Here is an 18050-nt window from a genome sequence, read left to right on the forward strand (position 1 = left end):
CGGTGCGCTCCACCATCGGCTGCCCCGCGGCGCGGGCCTCATCGGCCAGGAACCGGTATCCGAACTCCGGATCATCGCGGTGGGCGTCGAACAACACGTCCGCCCGATAGGCCCCGACCAGTTCAGCGTCGGTGACCGGACGGGCAAGCCACCGGTAGTAGGGCTGTCGAGCGATGTTCAACACCCGGCACGTCACCGCCACGGGGATCCCGTCCGCGGCGAGCTCGCTTACGAGCGGGTAGAGCCTTTTCCCGGCAGATTCGCCTGCGACAGATACGCCGCGGCCCGGCGCAGCACTTCGTTCTCCTGCTCGAGGAGCTTGATCCGCTTACGGGCCTCGCGCACCTCGGCCGAGTCGCTGCCGCTCACGCCAGGCTTGCCGCCTTCGTCGATGTCGGCCTGGCGCAACCACTTGAACAACGTCATCGGGTGCACGCCGAAGTCTTTGGCGATCTGCTCGACCGACACGCCGGGCTCACGGTCACGAGCGACCCGCACGACGTCGTCGCGGAACTCCCGAGGGTAGGGCTTGGGCACAGCAACATCCTTCCAGCCCGCCACCAGGGCAAGCCATCTCAGATGTCACCTATCGGTGCAGCAGACCCCATGCACTTGAATCGGCATGGCGTCCATCTTGCCTGCCGCCACGCCGAGCTCACAGAACGCGACCACGTGATGCGTCGACGCCATGGCTCGACTGGGAGGACAACGCGGTTCAGGAATTGCGATCTTTCGCCGGTCTTGGGTCGCTGACCTGCCGTTGCCCAGGCTAGCCGAATTCCCCCGGCGGATCTTGATCGACCCAGTCCGAGTCGATCGGCGGCATGGTGCTGTTCGAGGCACTCGGGGGGATGCTGATGTTCGGCTTGGTGGTTGGAGGCGCCGGCGGTGTCTCTGCCGGAGGCACCACGGCGCTGGGGGTATGCGTGGGCGCCGACGTGTTGACGATGGTTCCGCGCACCCAGACTTGCAAGCTACTGCCGGGTACCTTGACCGCAGACCCGTTGCAAGACACGACTGCACCGGTCGACGTCTTGCGGATAGTGATCGCCAGACTGCTGCGGCTCGGTATGGCGCCGGCGGCGATGCGGCCAGCGTAGGCATCGTCTTCGTCCACGGTGAACGTCCCGATCGTTCTTAGCGGCTTGAACGAGACGGTAAGTATGCCGCTGGCAGGTGAGCACGATACGGCGGTGAGGCCGTTGCCTTGCAACAGCGGGTCGGCTGCAATGACCCATCGGCGCGCAGCCGCGTCATAGCGGACAACGCCGTACCGGTCGTCGATGGTCGCGGCGGCCGAAGGCCCGATAGGCGAGCCAGGTTGTTCCCGGACTGCTGCCAGCGCTGACGGAGTTGCAGCCAGACCCGCAACCGCCAAGGCAGTCAGGAGCACGGTGCGGCCGCGTCTCATCACTCAGTGTCCTCTCGCTCGTGGTAGAGCCAGCGCACCCGGCGCTGCATGCGCTGTCATCTCCAGACACCAGTCGTCGTTTCAACTGGCCTCTAGGGCATCAGCTACGTCCGTAACGCCAGCATCGTCCGACCTGGGCTACTTCGGCGCAGTTCAGTGGACCCGGAACGGGGTACAGCTCACAACGCCGACCGGCTCTCACACCCGTCCGGGCGTTTGCCTGTCTCCGGCGTACAAGGCCGATTCGTCCGCCGCCCTCAAGGTCACCGCGTTGAAGTGCAACCTGGGCTGCGGTTAAGGTTCCGCGTTGCTGGCTGTCGTTGCTCAACGTGAGTCGACCGTAGGCTGGTGATCCGCTGTCGGATGGTTTCCATCCCGGCACATAAGGGTCTTACCGTCGGGAGCGCCTCACTAGAGTTGCGGCAATCGATTCATACGGGGGCTTGGATGACGCAAGACGATGATCCAATCCGAGGCCTGCAGCAACTGCAACGCGACGCCGAGGATCTCGCACGGCGGTTCAGCGCGGCCGCGAGCGCCGGGGCTCACGACTTCACCGGCACTGACCGTGCCGGCATGGTCACGATCGCCATCGAGGCGGACGGTAAGCCGGTCGACGTCACATTGCGGCCTGAGTGGCGCGACAAGCTCAGCGCCAGCCAACTACCTGAGGCGATCACCGAGGCCTACACGAACGCGGTCACCGCGCGGCTATCTGCGTGGGCGGAAGGGATGGCCCAGCCGTCCTCGGGCGAAGCGGAAGCGGTGGAGCCAGAGTGGCAGAGTCGGGTCGAGCTGGGTGATCCCTCCTCCCGGCAATCGACAGCCGCGATCCGTGACCTGGTCGACCTGCTGAACGAGGTCGACAGCCGGATGCCGGATTTCGCGGCATCGGTCGAGGCGTCGGCGACACGCTCCATCACCGGAGAGAACGTGAGCCGGACCGTGCGGGTCACGATGACCGGCGGGGCCCTCGCTGCGGTATCGATCGACTCGGAGTGGTTAAGAACGTCGCAGCACGATCGGATCGCGGATGCCGTCGCCGAGGCTCTGGCAGCAGCGCACCGGGCGGCCCGCGATGAACGCGAGCGAATCTTCGACGAGTCCCCGGCCTTCGGCCGCCTCCAGCGCCTGACCGCATCGCCGCAGAGTCTGCTGCGCGAGATCGGCCTGATCCGATGACAAAGGCACACCCGATCGCAGGGGAGACACTATGACGAGTCCGACAGGACCTGAGGTCCAGGCCGCCATCGGCGCGATCCACGGAGAAGCCGGCGTCTGGTCGGACATGGCGACACAGATCGACGCCATGGCAGCAGCAGCACGCAGTTTCACGCTGGGGACCTTCCACTTCAGCGGACTCGGTCATCTCGCCGGCATGGAAGAGGCCTACACCGACCTGCAGGAGCGGATCGCGGGTCTGCTGCAACAGGCCTCCGACAACTTCGACAACGTTGCCGGTGCGCTCAAGAAGGCCGCGGACGACTACCAGCGCGACGAGGACAACGCCGTTCACCGTTTCAAGAACATCTACTAGGAGGCGGTCATGTCATTCGCTGCCGACGCGGGTGGGGTCATCTCCGAAGGCGAGTTCCGCGACCTGCTCGCCAAGATGGACACCAAGCTCAAGGACATCGACGCATCCAGCGCCAAGCTGTTCGACCGCAGCAACCGGGCCATGCTGCTGCTTCCCCCCGGTGTCTCGGACATGCTGCACGACGCCCTGGTCAAGCTGCGCGACCTCATGGCGAAGTTCTTCGACGAAATCGCCAAAGTCGTGCTCAATCCGGGCTGGCCACCGGGGCTGTACTCCACCGGCAACGCGTGGACCTCGCAGGTAGGCGGCCCGATCAGCAGCCTCTCCGGCAAGCTCACCACCGACCAGATGCGCATCGACAACTTCTGGACCGGCCCTGCGGCGGACGCATACTCGGCGATCCTGCCCAGTCAGCAGAAAGCCGTCGAGGCGATCAAGCAAGCCACCGACGTCCTGGACTCCAACCTGACGAAGGCTGCTGCGGGCATCGTCGTGCTCTGGATCGGGGTCATCGCGGCCGTCGCCAGCTACCTCATCGAGCTCGTGGCCGAATCCGGCGCGGCAGCAACGGTCGTGGGCGCACCACCAGCTGCGGCGGCCGCCGGCGTTTCCACCGCTAAGGTCATCGGCCTGGTCATCGCCGCGATCGGCGTCTTCGCCACCTACGCGGCCCTCCTCGCCGACAGCATCTCGACGATGCGCCAAACCATGTACGCCAACAGCGCCTTCCCGGACGGCAAGTGGCCGACGTCGACAGCGGCAGACTTCAACGACGGCAGCCTCAGCGACGGCGACACCACAGACTGGCGGATCAAGACCCATGATTGACAGGGCCCTGGCTCCCGGCTCCGGGCAGCGCCTCCGGCAGGCCTACCTGCGTTACCTGCTCATCGCCGTTGTCGCCCTCGTACTGATCCTGCCCCTGGCACTCGGCATCGCAGCATCAGCCGCCGAGGGACAGACGGTGCTCATCGCGGCCGCTGGCGTTGCAGGGGCAGTGGTGTCGGGGGCGCTGCTAATCGCTGCCCTCGTCAAAGGCCGGGCCGCGGTCGCCGGTGACGTCCTGTCTGTGCCGGGAACACGCACGTCCGGCTCACTGGCACTCGCCGCCGAAGTGGTCGGTTATGCCGGAGCACTGGCCGCGCTGGTGCTCGGACTCGTGCAACGCCTGCTCGACATCGACCTGGCGCTCACCCTGGGCTTGGTGATGGCGGCCCTGTCCGCCGCCCCCGCCGTGATCAGCGATGCGGCCCGCCGATTGAGTCGCCGCCTGGCATGCTGAAGGATCACCCGTCGGCGATCAGGCGGCCCGCGCTCCGGGCCAGTAGCCCTTCACCGGCCTGCCGCGCGCAGACGTACCGAGCGATGGAGCGGCATGAAGAGGCACTGGACGACTACGACCGTGCCATAAAGCTGGACCCTAAATACGCTTGGGCGATATAGGACAGCGGCGCCAAAGGCCCGTCTAGCACGGGCGGAAATCGGCCCGAGCCGTGACTGGACCAACGTTGATACCTACCAGGCCCCTGAAGCGCCGTAACGCGGTCAGTGACCCCGAACGAGTCGGAGCGCTTCCGCGCACATGCATACCACCACGTAGCACCAACGCAGCGCTCCTGCGAACATCATCGGGACGCGTTACCAAGCTCTGAGACCTATCGTTGAGGCAAGTGATGCGATCGGACGCAACAAATCGATCGACTCGGACGAGCGGGCGCAGGGAGTGCAAGACAACGCGGAGGGCTCCCAAGCCACCGATCTTACCCAGATCGTGTCAACTGAGCCACAAACCGTGGACTCCAGGTTAGTCTCGACCTACGGTAAGTCATGTAGAGATCGGGCAGAGATTGAGACCAGCGAAGGTCTTGGATCTTGAACGTCGATACTGTAGCTTTCGCGCGGTGGGCAGGATTCGCATGATCCGTAAAGTGACAGAGCGTCACCCCTCGAAGAAGCACCCAAAGTCACCAGTCGGCCACTGGGCGGCATCGAAGGCCGGCAGAACGATCGCGACTGCAGAAACCCCAGGCCAACTCGTGAAGATATTGTCCAACCTGGGGTCGGCGGCAGTCGGATCAGTGGCTCGTTACGTCGGACCTGATGCCAACAATGGTGCTCGCTGACTAGCGACTCATCTTTCGTTGGGCGGAATGAACTCACTCTCGATGAAGTCCCGCAGGCAGAGTGCTGCGGAGCTCGCGGCCAAAAACTGCCAGTCCGAGCTTTTCGACGGGTCACCAAAGTCGCTAATACCGCGGAAAACTGCCCACCACCTGTCGCGACACGCGTGCGCGAATCCGTAAGACTCCTGATCCGCAACAGAGCTGAGCTGATTCTGATCGCGTAACGCATCCATAGTTGTGCCGTCAGCGATAAGCCGAGCACCGACCGCGGTTGCAACATTTTGACTTTTTACTGTCGGCCTAAAAGCGTCCGCATCGAAGCCCGCTGGACAACTCGTGGGCCCAAGCCGTGAGATATGCTCCGCGAGGTATGAATAGAACTGTGATACGTCAGGATCGTAGTAGTTCAGATTGATAGCGACGTCCCGCAGCATATTCTCATGCCGAGGTCTTGGCGCAGCACCGCTCTCCTCCAGCCGCACTGCTTCGTAATTCCATACCACTCTGGGTATGGCGACGTCGCCAAGCTTGAAGCTGTCGGGATGACCGGCACCGATGCCAACCAATGCCATGAATGCGACTGAGTACTTGGCATCTACCTTATAGACGGCATCGATCATCCGGGCGTCATACGCTCCTTCCGCCAATGCGACGACCACAGAAACATCACGCCCGAGGCGACGTGACGGTAATAGCGTGCGGTGATATCGCCGACCCTGCTCGCCGACATCGAACTCTGAGGGGTCTATGCCGAAGGCGGCCAGGACGGCTCGATGCTCAACCGGAAGAACGGTCAAGACACCTACGTCAGCCTGCTCCTTTTGCGCATGCGCCACCGATTCGGTCAATGGTGATTCTTGTGGTCCAGCGCTATGAGGTACGTGCAACCTGATCACCTCGGAGTTCAGCGGTGCGAGTAGGTCTTCTGGAACGGTTTTGGAGCGAGCCGCGAAGTCCGTCGTAAGCAAATCTCGCTGCGACGGCGTTAGGTTCGAATTTCTCAAGTAATGAATTATCGAGTTGAGCTCGGCCAACTTGCTTGCGAGTCCATCCGAGCCATCAGGTTGCACCATCATTGAATCCTCGGACTCGGAATCTCATACAACGATCGGACGTCCACGCTGAAGGAATGCCCCATCTCGGGCTTCCGATCCAAAATTGGTACGTAAAGGTCAGGCGCGATATCATACATCTTCAATATGTCGAGCATTGCGCGAGCGGTGGTTCCTGAACCGTTGAATTCATCGATCATTATGATGGCTCGACGGGACGCGGCAGCGACATGCTTGAGCTGGCTCTTCCAACCGACTTCTTCGCCGGTCGTCGAACACTTCTGCAAGTCCTGAATGCACTCACGAGGTATACGCACTACCGCGACCCGATTTAACAGCCGCCGCGACAGACAGGCCATCAACTTATCGATGTGAACTTCTGCAGGGCACACAAACACGATTTCGCCATGCAGCTGCTCTCTGCGCAGAAGGACAAATACCTTATACGCAAGCCAGTCGCCAAACTCCGTGAAAGCTTGTCCCATATGTGGAGCCTCGGCATAAGGCCTAACGCCAGCTGGCCCGAAGTCTTCGGGGGGCCAGTCAACGCTAAGAAAGATCTGCCACATATCATATGGCCTGCACTTATAGTCGGCAGTTAAGGGCGGCGTAAACGGGAGCCCGAGCTGGCATTGAACGCACTTCTCCCGCTCTACTTTTTTACTTGATACTTCGAGCAGGTCCTCAAGGGATACCCCGCTAGGCAATTCGACCAGACCACACCTACGATCCATCATGACAGTCAGCACAGTCGCCGCTAGTGGTACGCCGCTCTCTTGCAACCGGCGGACGATCAAAGAGCAAGTACTCCCGCTATTGACGACGTCAAATATAGGTACTGCCAGCTGCCCGGGACGTACGAGGTCAGCCACTCGTTCGATTTCGGTGACGTTGTATGCAGGAGCTTTAGAAGCAAGTTTGGCGCCGGCCAATAATCCAGCCTCATGCAGCCAGTCTGAATGAGCACCATGAGTCAGAAGGACAATCGGCTGCTCATCGAATCCAAGTTCTTTCAACTTGTTCGTTAGCAGTCGAGCAATCTCGTTAATTGCCAAGCTACCGTCGAAGAAGTAGCGCGCGCAGAATTCACCGCTACTGCCCGCTACCGGGAAGTGACCGAGTTCCTTGACGATGCGCCCTTCGACAGTTGTCCGTGAGTCTCGATCGAGCAGTGATTCACTTCGCTTCTCTGAGTAAGTTGAAGCAATCCTCGCGTCAGCAGAGTCGCGTCGCCCCTCACGCCACGCTTCACCATCCAGTGCCAACACACTTATCCGCGAAGAATCTCCTGCTTTCAATGGCAGCCAAAAGATGGACGCGTTAGGTGCCGGCAGGTTCGGGAGAATAATGGCGGCTGTGCGGCCGGATCCTCCACTAATCCATTTCACAGCGAAGGTAGAGACAGCGTACAAAACCGGCTCTCGCAGAAGATCGTATGAATTGTCTGCCAAATCCAGAACGAGAGAAGACCCACTATTGGCCGAATCAACCCGGGAATGCCGCAGCCATTTTTCTAGGCTTTCTGGCTCGTCCACCAGCTCATCCGACGTCAAATAGATCGTCCGATCGTAGGGGACAGTCGTCGCTTCCTGGCCGGTAAGGGTAGCTATCAACCACTCGTTCAGTTGATCCCTACTGCTGTCGACGGGCTCGTGGGACGGCTTGCCGAGCGCCACGACCCGCGGGTATACAAGCCTGACACTCATCGTGATAGAGGCAATCTCACAGCAATGATCGTGCCGGTGTCTCGGACAAGGTCCTTGTCGCTAACTTCTACGCGATAATGCGACTCTCCGTGGAGGTTCTTCGACACTTGGGCGAACCTGGTTCCAGACCAGAAATCGATGCTTCCAGAGAACTCGTCGACGACGAACCGGTATAGCGCCTCGAAACCCTCCGTCTGGCTCTTCCCCACGGCTACATCTGACGTTTCGTCTTCGACGTCCTCTGCCTTTATGTGGCCACCTTTGCGGTGCTTGCCAACAAAGTCCGACCATAATTCGGACCTGGAGCGGGGAGGTCTAGCCTTGACGAACGCGATGTTAAATTCTTTAGCACGACTTGGCTCCGCGATGGTAGCCATCAGCAAGTCGAACAGAGCTCCGCCAGCACGGTATGGAGCATGCCAGGCAGCAATGGTGAGGAATCCCGCAGAGGGATAGGAGCCCGCTTCATCCATCTGGGTTACGCATACGACGTCACCCCCTGATACAAAACCGAGCAAGCTCGTAAACATTTCCTGAATGACGACCCTGGAAACGTCGTGAGCATGCTGTTCTGACAATCTGTCACGCAACACTTGAGTGATCAGAGGATTGCGCCAACGGAGCCACTCCTGCTCGATCAGCAAGACTCGATCCCGCTTACCACTCACGTCGTAGCAGAAAAAGTCGAAAAAATTCCGACTGTCGAGATACGCTTGAATCGCTGAGTTAGCGTTCTCAAACGCCTTAAGCTCCGCTGAGGCTGCGTCCTGGTTGGAGAACCACTTACCGTCAACCAACGCCCGGAATGGAACATCTAAGACACGCTCGACCGCCTTGTCAAAGCCGCGTCGCCTAAGAAACTGTCGTGCAGCTGCATTGCCGGGCAGGCGGAAGCGCGTTTCTAGACCATGCTCCCCCCTTACCGCAATCACGGCGAGTAGGCGCAGGAGCGCGACGCTGTCAAAGCGAACACAACGAGACAGGTCCACCCGGAACGGGGTGTCTAGATTGCTCGCAAGACGGTGTAGCTGACTCCGAGCAGCGTCGGGATTCATCGCCGGACCAAATTTGATGTTGACGATCTGTTTCGCCGGCGACTTGCGGCTTTCACCACCTGTGTCCGGAGAATCTGGCGGCATGCTCAATCCTTCTAGTGGCGCAAGGGCTCGGAGGGTTGACTCTTATCGATCCGGTACTGGGACCGCTGACACTGGAACCTACGCAGGATGACAGATATCTTAGCCTAGTCAAGCTGGGCTTTCCTGATCTTTCATCATCTTGAGGGGACTTTGATATCTTGATCTTTGGAAGAACCTCGCGGTCCCTGGACACTGCCTGGAAGGAGGCCGGCCATCTGTCGGTTTACTGACACTTCGCCGTCCCTTAACCGCCCCGATCCGTTAGGCGAGCGACATTCACGTCTGGCGGCGGGATCCTCTGCGACTCTATTGCGCCGAATCAGGCATGGACGGGTAGGCGCATAGTGCCAGTCAATAGCGGCGATGACGTTTACCTCGGCGCACTGCTGTCTGAGTACGAGAGAATAAAGGAAGAGCAACGGCATCGAATAGGCTTCCGCGACAACTTGATCTATGTAACTCTGGCGTCGATGGCTGCCGCCGTCACGGCCGCACTCAACTCTAAAGACCAGGCCAACCTGCTCTTACTATTGCCGCCCGTGTGTTTCATCCTTGGCTGGACCTATCTAGTCAACGACGAAAAGATATCTGCCGCAGGCCGTTACATCCGAGAGGAGGTGCGGCCGAAGTTGGTCAAGCTTGATGGAACACGGCGGCCCGTCCTGGGTTGGGAGGACTATCATCGAAGCGATCAGCGCCGAGGGTTGCGCAAATACCTCCAACTGATTGTCGACTTGTCGACGTTTTGCATATCCGGATATGCAGCAATCACCGTCTATTTCGTAAACGGTCCGCTCCGTCCGCCGTTCGTGCTTGTCGGAATTATCGAGTGCGTAGCACTTTCTGTGCTCGCCTTTCAGATTGCTGTGTACGCAGACGTCGCCAGCCCTTCGACACGCGCCCGCTGACGTATAGCGGTAACCGTGTCAACATCCGGCGGGACGCCGGTGTCAAGCACCAGCCGTGACGGGACGTCATCATCAACATCATTGTCCGGCTTAACTTGACGCATTACGGATCAGTCAGCTGATCCGCAACAGCTGCGGCTAGACGAATCTGTCGAGTCTCATGACGTTGTCGATGCAACGGTTTCGGGACGTGGGCGACACCTCCGGCTAGATGATCTTTAAGGTAGTTCTCCGGTGTCAGTCCCAGAAGTTGAATAGCAGCTCGCCGATGGTGTTCGGCTGCCAGTGGCGGATCTGCCGGTGCTCGTTGGCGCCCAGGGCGGTGAGGTCGGCGGTTGAGATGGGCGCGTTCAACTGCTGCTTCGTGAAGATCGGCAGGTCGCACGTCGCCCGGATGGCTGCGGCAAGTTCAGGCCGGTCGATGAAGGTCACGGTCGCGTCGTCGGGTGGGCGGGGTTCGGCGAACGCGACGATGGAGACGCTGTTGTGCCCGAGCACTGCCGTGCGCGCACCGTGCTGGGTGATCTCCACGGTGTGGAAGTTCGGGGAAACCGGCCGGAACGACGGCGGCGACAGTGCCGCCGACGGTGCGAGCGGTGTGATGGCAGATCGCGGTGTACGCGGACAGGGCAATGCCGGTGCCGGGTGCGGCGTCGAAACCGGTGGCCCCGGGTGGCAGCTTCATCGTGGCGACCTCGAGATCGGCTCGGCGCGGTCGTTAGAGGATATCGGGCGCCGTCGTGACGGCTCCGGTTTTCGGGGCTTGAACCGGGCGATCGGTTCGGTGGTGGTGCAGACGACCTCGGCAAGCAGTTCGTCGCCGTGGTGGATGCGGGTCCTGGTGTCGGCCTCTTCGACAGTGACGATCCGGCCGGCGCACCGCGAAGCGTTCCGAGACGTCCGTGACCGTCGCTTCGGTCCGCACCCGCAGGCCGGCCTGATAATGCTGCTCCACGCTGACCTCCACCAACTTTCGGCGGAGTGTCGCGCAGGTCCTGATACCCATCTGAGTCGCCCGGGTCATGAGACCAGACACCCCATCAACATCATTGTCGGGCTCCACTTGATGCGTTACGGATCAGGGTCAGATGATCCGTAACAGCTCCGGCTAGAAATTCAGGATCTGCGGGAGACGCTATCGGTGGCCGCTGTTGTGCTCAACATGGTCATGCCGGCGGGGTGGCTCGGGTTTGCGGACTTTGAACCGGGCGATGGCCTTGGTGCTGGTGCGGGCAACCTCGGTGAGCAGCTGATTGCCGTCGTAGACGCGGAAGGTGGTGTCCGCGGCCTCAACAGTGACGGTGTGCCCTGCGTGGGCGATGCCGGGGTGGATGCGTTGGCCCGCGATGGTGATGCTGCCCCGGCTGCTGACCCGGCGATCGACCCGCTGAGCGTCAGTGCTGGTTGGAGGCGGCCCGGCAGGGCGGGCGTCCCTCAGCCGGCTCACCTCAGCGTTGGTGAGCGGGTTGGGCAGGCTACGCAGCAGCGTCCGATCGGCGTCCAGCAGGTGCAGGACGCCGCGGTCAAGGCGGGCGGTGACCCGGCGCCCGGCGAGGTGGTAGCCGACCGGATGCTGACGGCCGGCCAGGGCGAGGAGCCCGTTGGCGGTGACCAGCCGGTCGACCTCGATCTGGCCACCGGAGCGGGCGGGGCCGGTGCTGATGGGCGGCGGTCCGGCAGGGCGCGCGTCGGCGGCGAGCAATTGCCGCAGATGCTCGGTGGTGAGGCGCGACGGGACGCTCTTGACGCGGTTGCCGTCGAGCAGGAGGTGGATGACGGTGGTGTCGGCCCAGAGCCCGATCCGGCGTCCGGCGTTGAGCGGGCCGAGCCAGAACTGTTGCCCGCAGACGGTGAGGTTGCCCGACGGCGGCACGATCCGATCGAGCTGCACCGCGGTCGGCGTGTGGCTGGTGGAGCCCACCCCGGCCCGGCTCGAACGGGCTGCCTCCCTCTCCGGTGATGCTAAGGCCGCCCTCCCGGGGTGAGGAGGAACGGCTAGGGCGGGGCCTGGATCATTCTCCGCTGCCGCGGCGCTGTCGCGCAGCGCATTTGGCAGGCGCAATGACATGCCGGGACCTGGCGCTGCGGGAGTGAACCGGTCGGCTGGGAGGCCCATGTCCAGGGACTGATGCGGACGATCGGTGTTGTATTCGTGCCGGAAGGCGTCGATGGCCGCCTGGGCGTCGGCGATCGACGTGAACGGTGGGTGGTCGTCGAGCAATTCCCGTCGCAGCGTCTGGTGGAATCGTTCCACCTTGCCGGTAGTCGTGGGGCTGCGAGGCTTGGTGAGCCGGTGGGTGATGCCGTTCTCCCGGCAGATCCGGTCGAACATCACCTCACCACCGCCCATATTGAAGCGAGCGGTGAACTGCTTGCCGTTGTCAGTGAGCAGTTCCTCCGGCACCCCGAAGGTTCGCAACGCGTCGACCAGGGCCAGGCACACCGCCCGGCCGGTGGCCTTCGGCACGACCGCAGCGATGACGCAGAACCGGGAATGGTCGTCCACCCCGGTGACAACCTTGGCTTCGCGGCCGTCAGCGAGCAGGACCCCGCCGACGATGTCCATCTGCCACAACTCCATGGGCCGACGGCGTTCCCACCGCTGGTAGTCCTCGCGCCTGCGGCGACGAGGAACCGGCTCGATCAGCGCATGACGGACGAGGACCCGGTAAATCGTGCTCAACGACGGGATCGGACCGGGACATCCCCGACGGTCCAGCTCGTAATGCAGCCGTCGTTGTCCCCACCGCCGATGCGTGCGGCGCAGCTCACAGATCGCCGCCTCCACCTGCGGGCTGGTCTGCGCCGGATGCGCATGCGGCCGGTGGGACCGGTCCGCCAACCCGTCCAGACCCTCATCGCGATACCAGCCGATCCAACGGTGCACCGCCTGCCGGGACACCCCGAACCGCTCCGCCACCTCGGTCACCGGCACCCCGGCCCCAACTTCGAGCACGGCCCGATACCGCTGCTCCGTCATGGTCAACTCCACCAGCACTCGGCGGAGTGTCACGCATCAACTGAAGCCACGGCGTAACGCATCAAGCGGAGTCAGACACCCCATCAACATCATCCCCGTGAGAACTTTCTATACGTCTTCAAGGCGCGGCTCGGGGATCGACGCCTTGCCGCTGCGCTCCCGGCGTCGACCCCGGCCGCGCTGATCGGAAGCCCGCCAGACACGACGAAGCCCCGGCCGGCTCTCACAAGAGCCGCAGCCGGGGCTTCAACATCGTCGGCGCACTCAACAAGCCGATCAACCTTCCTCGGCGTGATCGGCGCCGCCTGCGGAAAGCAGCCATTGCCTTGTCGGCACAGCACGTCTAGCACAGGTTCAAGCCGGTCTCGCCTGTACAGCCCGATCGAGTCTCTCGATGAAGTCGCAGCACGCCGATGTCGCGGCGGCAAGGTTTTCATCGGAAAGCACGATTCTGTTGGCTTGCAACGAAATGCCCGCTTCCCGCAGCTTCGCCCTCACGCTCGCTTCCGTCCTTAGCTGGCGCCTTGTCAAATTTCCTAAGCCGTGGGCCACGGCATTTCTAGCCTCCGCGAGTCTCTCCACGGCCTTCCAATCCTCGGTGACGCCTAGCCAATCCTTGTAGGCCTTCTGCTGATCTTTCCAAGTGCTTGTCGCGCGGATGATGGCTTCGTCGGCTACCTTGGCGGCCGTCTGACTTCGAGCCTGAGCCATCGCTCCTTCGATCTCACGAGACAGCATCTCCGATGCAAAGGATTCAGTGATTGATAGAAGTCTGACGAGTGTGGCTTGGCACCGGTCTTGAACGGGATCGTCGTCCAATGAAACCCGTAACCGCGAAGGCGCCCCTGGTTTGAGAGCCGAGATTGCGGCGCGGTGAGCGCCCAGCGTACGAAAGAGAAGATTGCGTGCGGCTTCCGCCTCGGCTGAGGGCACTTCGGGAATTGTTGAAGTCATTCGGTGCCCGACGCATCAAGTAGGAGCCGGTCCAGTTCGTCGTCCGCGGTAGCTACCGCTCGATTGCGGTCTAATCCAATAAGTCCCCAGAACGCCAGCCGACGCCACTCGGGGCCAAGCCGTTCAATAGCGGCTGCCACGAGATCGGAGTCGCCCCTCCCTGTGCGTCCAATGGCAGCCGCAGACGTGGCGGCCAGCGCATCATGGCCGCCGGTGATGCACCGGGCCAGCCAATCCTCGTATGCCTGGGTCGCACGTGACCGGCGTTGCAGACCGCCAGCAACTTGAGCCAGCCACATCCCTTGCCATGGGCTAAGGATGTCGCTAGTGACGACATCGTTTAGCGCGCTACGAAGATTAGCGCGTGCCGGTCCACCATTCTTTCCGTATGCATCAGCATAAGCGGCGATCTGGGGAGTCAAAGCCGGCTCGCGACGCAGCAGTTCGGACAAGTGACTAAGGGGGCCGCCGTCTTCAGCTGCGCCCAGAGCCGGCAGAGCGCGTCCGAGTAGCGACTGCGTAATCGCGGCCTCCTGAGTAGCCTGCCCTTGCTCTGACTCATCTTGATTCTCCCACAGCTCCCATGCTCGCTGCGCGGCTTGCAAGCGTCGTGAATCGACTTCCTCTGCTTCTTCTCCATCCCCAGTATCGAACGCATCGTCTTCATCAATGCTGCTAACTACTGGTGATGCACCCAACGTTGACGGCAATTCCTCGTCGCCGTCCAAGTCCTCATAGCCTGAGTCGAGGAAGCCGAGGGTAGCGAATGGATCGTCCAAGTCGCCCTCGCTGAAGAGGCGCTGTTCCGCATCGGCGAATGATGTGAGAGAAGCACGATAGTTCTCAGTACCGAATGTGAAGGTCTTACGCTCATTGAGGACCAGACCTAATGCCCGAACCTGCACTGCGCAGGCCTCCAATGAAGCGCGAGCAGCACTGAGGGACGGAGAGGCAATACGGAAATCGTCGGAGTAGGTAAACACCGTATGTCCCCGCCGCAGCAAATGCCGCCGAACTGGATCGATGTAGGTATCTCCCAGAACGTCGCTGGCCGGGTGTACTTGTGGCAGGCCAACGCGACGGCCAAGGACGGATGCAAGGAGCACACCGAGCGCGTCGGCGGCAAGCTCGTCGCCTGTCTGAGCGAGAAGCTCCGAGACCAGCAGCTCATGGTCCACGTACTCGTAGTAGGCCGTCACATCGGTCTTGGTGATGTACTCAGTTCCGGGCACATCAAGGGGTGCCTGTTTGAACTCCGCAATCGGTCGGCGACCACGAACCCGCTCGGGCAGGGCCTCAGTAAGTACGGCGACGAGTGCCCTGTACAGAACCCTGTCTTCGAGCGTCATCATGTGCAGCGGTCGGGCACCCCGGGAATCCTTGTCCGCAAACACGACGCTGGCGATTCGGCCAGTAGGGCCTTTGCGTAACCGGGGACGCAGCCACGTCTCCACGGCGGCCGCGTGAGGGGCCAGAGCGGCGTAGTCCCACCGGCGTGGGAGAAGCCGGCTGCGAAACGACAGCTCCAGTGGGACGGCGCTGTGTATGTTCACACGGCGGAAGAGGGTGGGGTCTATGGGCATCCTTGCCTCCACTTAGCCGTCTACGGCAGTCCGAAATGCGTAACGGCGGCCTGAGATGATCAACGGTGCCGCAGGCCACCGGGCAGTTCGCCAGCCTGAGGGTTATCGTCGTCCACGCGCAGATACACAGCTCACGGGGTCGAAGCGACCACTATGGAGTTTTGAAGGTACACGTAACGTCATAGGGTCTCCTAGCACCAAGCCTCAGGACGAGTAGACCGGCGGGGAGCGGGCCCACTCGGTACCGGCCGACGGTCGCAACAGATCTCGGACCTTTTTGCCTCCGGCGGGCAGGGCCTCCGGCCCTACGACCCGGAGCCGGCCTCCGGCGGCCGGGGCTCCGCCCCTGGACCCGGGCGACTCCGGGATGCCCGGCCGAGCGGCGCGACCCATCGCGCACCGGAGGCAACCAGACCGCGTCCGCCTGGTCCAGGTCGTACGTCCGGTGGGGCGCTCCACCTGGACCAGGCGGACGCGGCCCGGCCGAGCGAAGCTTGCGCGACGGGATGCCAGCACAGCCAGGAGCCAACCGAGCCTTGGGAGAAATCTGGGAGACGATCTTGGGAAACGCCGTCGCCGGCACTCCCCCAGACCAACAACGACCAACGCCCTGACCAGCGCATAGAACCAGGCGCCCTCGTCGGCGGTCCATCTTGACCTAGTTGACACGGAAGAGGTCACTGGTTCGATCCCAGTATCGCCCACCACACAAAACAGCAGGTCAGAACGGGTTTCGCTCATGACGAGCGGAGCCTGTTTCTCGTTGAGAGAGGCCACTGGGAGAAGATCTTGGCGGGATTTGACGGTCGTCCGTCCCGCACTCCGCGAGGAGACGGTCGAGCACCGCTACCGGTGACCGTGGGCTCAATCGCCGTCGGGCCTCGAGCAACGCTGTCCACAGCGCCGTGAGGCCATCGAGCAGCCGACGGATCATCTCCGGCGTGACATGTGAGCAGAGCGCTTGTACCGAGCCGTCCTCGTGGCCCATCAGCGCAGCCGGGTCCCCAGCTCGATCATCCTCGCCTTGAAACAAGTGGCGAAGCCCGTGCGGCGTGAGCCCGAGGGCGATCGGCAGCCAGCAGCACGGGCTCCGCCTTCGCTGCCGCACGTCGCCCGCGGACCGGGATGCCTGACCAAGGGTCCGCGAGCACCGGGGCCGGGGCTGGATCGGCCGAGGAGCCTTGGCCGGGTAGCGGCCGGTTGCGGCGGGCTGGAACAGCCAGGTACCGAAGCCGTTGCGCCGCCGGTGCGGGGCGAGTGCGCCGGCGGGTCGGCCGCGCCCGCAGCCGAGCTTCTCAACAGCAGCCAGCGCCCGCGCCCGAGTCGCTTCGGCAACGACCGCCTTGCCGTTCAGCACCGCCGAGGCGGTACCGATGCCGACCTCCGCGAGCCGGGCGACGTCCGCCAGGCGCGGACCGGCCGGTTGCGGCAACTTCGACCTGGTCGCATGGTGACCGCTGAACGCGTAAGCGTGGTCCGTGACACAAGCTGCTTATCGCTGCGGATCCTGACTCAATGTCGGGAAAGGCCGAAACGAGATTCAGGCCGTGGATGATCCGGACAGAACCGACTCAATCCACAAAGAAGCCTTGCTTGGTTCGCAGAGCGGTGCTGTCGGCGGTTCGCACCTCGTTCAGCTCTCGTGGACTGGCAACCATGATCTTGTCCATGTTGGCCTGGACGTTAGCGCTGAACTTAACTAGGCCAGCGGTCAGCTCTTGCTGTTGGGCGTCGATCGACTTGGTCAGCGTGGTCATTGCGTTCTGCATACCAGTGATGTTCGGCGGAACGGTCATGCCACCGATGTCCACCTTCTGATTCTGCAGCGGACCAGTATTGGACAGGGTGGTGGCCAGACTTTGCAGGCCTTCTACACCAACTGTGGCAGCGAACGCGGCCCCTCCCGCACCCGCCGTGGCTCCGGCGAAGATCACCGCGGCGATCGCGCCGGCGATGGTGAGCAGGGCTACCGACTTGGAGGCGTTCGCGCCCGGACACCAGGCATCGAGACCATCGAGAGCCTTGTAGGTCTTCTGCCCGATCTCCCAGATGTCGGTGTTGATCCGCCGGTTGATTTCCAGTTGCGCTTCCAGCCCGAGCGCCAGCGACAGCGCAACCTGACGTTGCAGCGCTGCGGCGTCGACGTTGTTCTGCAGGTAGTGCTCAAAAGCAAGCGCGGCGTTGCCCTGCCATTGCTTCATGTGCCCCTTGATCAGGTCGACCACGTCGCCGACCTGCGCGGTCCCGGCGATGGGGTTGACGGCGTCCGGTGCAACCACCGTGTTGTTACGCGACGTCAGCTGAAGATCTACCTGCACTGTCGCGGCGACCGAGTAGAGCGCGTCGAGCATCGGCCGGCTGTCGTCGGGGTTCGGCAGCGCGAAGGCGGCGAACATCGCGGGGGTCTCGGCGTATGCCTGCGTCACGTACGCCCGCAGGTTGCCCTCGTCGTCCGGGCGGCCGCTGGCCGGGGTGGTGTAGCCGGGCACCTGGGTCAGCTGTCCGGTGTCTGAGCGGGTGGCGTCGTTGTTGGCGGCCTGCTGCGCCTGACCGTAAGACTCGGCCTGGTCCATCGTCACCTCGATGGCCTTTTTCCGGATCTTCTCGCCGAGCGCCTGCAGCTCGGCAGGGCTGTGATACGTGAATGCCATGGTTCC

The 18050-nt window shown here is 62.5% G+C and carries 18 protein-coding genes and 1 pseudogene; 7 read left to right on the forward strand and 12 right to left on the reverse strand.

Translation table 11 applies throughout. The annotated features are described in order from the left end of the window. The 3 genes and pseudogenes from AB0368_RS15825 to AB0368_RS15835 form a co-directional block, all read right to left on the reverse strand. Positions 1 to 181, reverse strand: a pseudogene (locus AB0368_RS15825) (IS3 family transposase); the annotation flags it as partial. Positions 182 to 228: 47 nt separating this feature from the next. Further along, positions 229 to 561: a transposase gene (locus AB0368_RS15830; protein WP_366154598.1), complete on the reverse strand. Its 333-nt coding sequence runs from the start codon at positions 559 to 561 to the stop codon at positions 229 to 231. A 208-nt stretch (positions 562 to 769) separates the two neighbouring features. Then, on the reverse strand, positions 770 to 1411 hold the full coding sequence (locus tag AB0368_RS15835; protein WP_366154599.1) for a hypothetical protein: 642 nt from the start codon (positions 1409 to 1411) through the stop codon (positions 770 to 772). Between the two features lie 447 nt (positions 1412 to 1858). Between AB0368_RS15835 and AB0368_RS15840 the strand changes: the two genes are divergently transcribed. Genes AB0368_RS15840 through AB0368_RS15860 form a run of 5 tightly spaced genes read left to right on the forward strand, consistent with a single transcriptional unit; the run spans position 1859 to position 4391 of the window. After that, the gene (locus tag AB0368_RS15840) at positions 1859 to 2593 is read left to right on the forward strand and encodes a YbaB/EbfC family nucleoid-associated protein (RefSeq protein WP_366154600.1); all 735 of its coding nucleotides are present in this window, start codon (positions 1859 to 1861) and stop codon (positions 2591 to 2593) included. A 31-nt stretch (positions 2594 to 2624) separates the two neighbouring features. Beyond that, positions 2625 to 2948 (forward strand): hypothetical protein, encoded by a 324-nt coding sequence (locus AB0368_RS15845; protein WP_366154601.1) that lies wholly within the window; start codon positions 2625 to 2627, stop codon positions 2946 to 2948. Positions 2949 to 2957: 9 nt separating this feature from the next. Beyond that, on the forward strand, positions 2958 to 3776 hold the full coding sequence (locus AB0368_RS15850) for a hypothetical protein (RefSeq protein WP_366154602.1): 819 nt from the start codon (positions 2958 to 2960) through the stop codon (positions 3774 to 3776). Continuing rightward, entirely contained in the window at positions 3769 to 4230 is a 462-nt protein-coding gene (locus AB0368_RS15855) for a hypothetical protein (protein WP_366154603.1), read from the forward strand. The genes AB0368_RS15850 and AB0368_RS15855 overlap by 8 nt, the downstream gene beginning before the upstream one ends. After that, positions 4224 to 4391 (forward strand): tetratricopeptide repeat protein, encoded by a 168-nt coding sequence (locus AB0368_RS15860; RefSeq protein ID WP_366154604.1) that lies wholly within the window; start codon positions 4224 to 4226, stop codon positions 4389 to 4391. Before AB0368_RS15855 ends, AB0368_RS15860 begins: the two co-directional genes overlap by 7 nt. A 688-nt stretch (positions 4392 to 5079) precedes the next feature. Here the strand turns inward: AB0368_RS15860 and AB0368_RS15865 are convergent. From AB0368_RS15865 to AB0368_RS15875, 3 genes are read right to left on the reverse strand one after another with little or no spacing between them, the layout of a single operon-like run. Then, the gene (locus tag AB0368_RS15865; protein WP_366154605.1) at positions 5080 to 6144 is read right to left on the reverse strand and encodes a hypothetical protein; all 1065 of its coding nucleotides are present in this window, start codon (positions 6142 to 6144) and stop codon (positions 5080 to 5082) included. Further along, positions 6144 to 7799, reverse strand: a complete 1656-nt coding sequence (locus AB0368_RS15870; RefSeq protein ID WP_366154606.1) for a hypothetical protein — start codon at positions 7797 to 7799, stop codon at positions 6144 to 6146. The genes AB0368_RS15865 and AB0368_RS15870 overlap by 1 nt, the downstream gene beginning before the upstream one ends. A 26-nt stretch (positions 7800 to 7825) precedes the next feature. Continuing rightward, entirely contained in the window at positions 7826 to 8968 is a 1143-nt protein-coding gene (locus tag AB0368_RS15875; RefSeq protein WP_366154607.1) for a hypothetical protein, read from the reverse strand. A gap of 344 nt (positions 8969 to 9312) precedes the next feature. Between AB0368_RS15875 and AB0368_RS15880 the strand changes: the two genes are divergently transcribed. Continuing rightward, positions 9313 to 9876, forward strand: a complete 564-nt coding sequence (locus AB0368_RS15880) for a hypothetical protein (RefSeq protein WP_366154608.1) — start codon at positions 9313 to 9315, stop codon at positions 9874 to 9876. Between the two features lie 237 nt (positions 9877 to 10113). Here the strand turns inward: AB0368_RS15880 and AB0368_RS15885 are convergent, their stop codons facing one another. Continuing rightward, positions 10114 to 10407 (reverse strand): hypothetical protein, encoded by a 294-nt coding sequence (locus AB0368_RS15885; protein ID WP_366154609.1) that lies wholly within the window; start codon positions 10405 to 10407, stop codon positions 10114 to 10116. Between AB0368_RS15885 and AB0368_RS15890 the strand changes: the two genes are divergently transcribed. After that, positions 10397 to 10975: a hypothetical protein gene (locus tag AB0368_RS15890; protein WP_366154610.1), complete on the forward strand. Its 579-nt coding sequence runs from the start codon at positions 10397 to 10399 to the stop codon at positions 10973 to 10975. The genes AB0368_RS15885 and AB0368_RS15890 overlap by 11 nt on opposite strands. 36 nt (positions 10976 to 11011) lie before the next feature. On the opposite strand, the gene AB0368_RS15895 is transcribed toward AB0368_RS15890, so the two are convergent. From AB0368_RS15895 to AB0368_RS15915, 5 genes are all read right to left on the reverse strand, one after another. Beyond that, a complete protein-coding gene (locus AB0368_RS15895) occupies positions 11012 to 12874 on the reverse strand; it encodes an IS481 family transposase (RefSeq protein ID WP_366154909.1) in 1863 nt (620 codons plus the stop codon). A gap of 336 nt (positions 12875 to 13210) precedes the next feature. Next, positions 13211 to 13789 (reverse strand): hypothetical protein, encoded by a 579-nt coding sequence (locus tag AB0368_RS15900; protein ID WP_366154611.1) that lies wholly within the window; start codon positions 13787 to 13789, stop codon positions 13211 to 13213. A 17-nt stretch (positions 13790 to 13806) separates the two neighbouring features. Further along, positions 13807 to 15393, reverse strand: coding sequence for an RNA-directed DNA polymerase (locus AB0368_RS15905; RefSeq protein WP_366154612.1), 1587 nt, complete (start codon positions 15391 to 15393; stop codon positions 13807 to 13809). A gap of 721 nt (positions 15394 to 16114) precedes the next feature. Continuing rightward, positions 16115 to 16825 carry a LacI family DNA-binding transcriptional regulator gene (locus AB0368_RS15910; protein WP_366154613.1) on the reverse strand — a complete coding sequence of 237 codons (711 nt, stop codon included), beginning with the start codon at positions 16823 to 16825 and terminating at the stop codon, positions 16115 to 16117. Positions 16826 to 16964: 139 nt separating this feature from the next. Continuing rightward, complete coding sequence (locus AB0368_RS15915; RefSeq protein WP_366154614.1) at positions 16965 to 18044, reverse strand: hypothetical protein; 1080 nt, start codon at positions 18042 to 18044, stop codon at positions 16965 to 16967. Between the last annotated feature and the right edge of the window lie 6 nt (positions 18045 to 18050).

The organism is Actinoplanes sp. NPDC051475 (assembly GCF_040689425.1).
GTDB lineage: Bacteria > Actinomycetota > Actinomycetes > Mycobacteriales > Micromonosporaceae > Actinoplanes.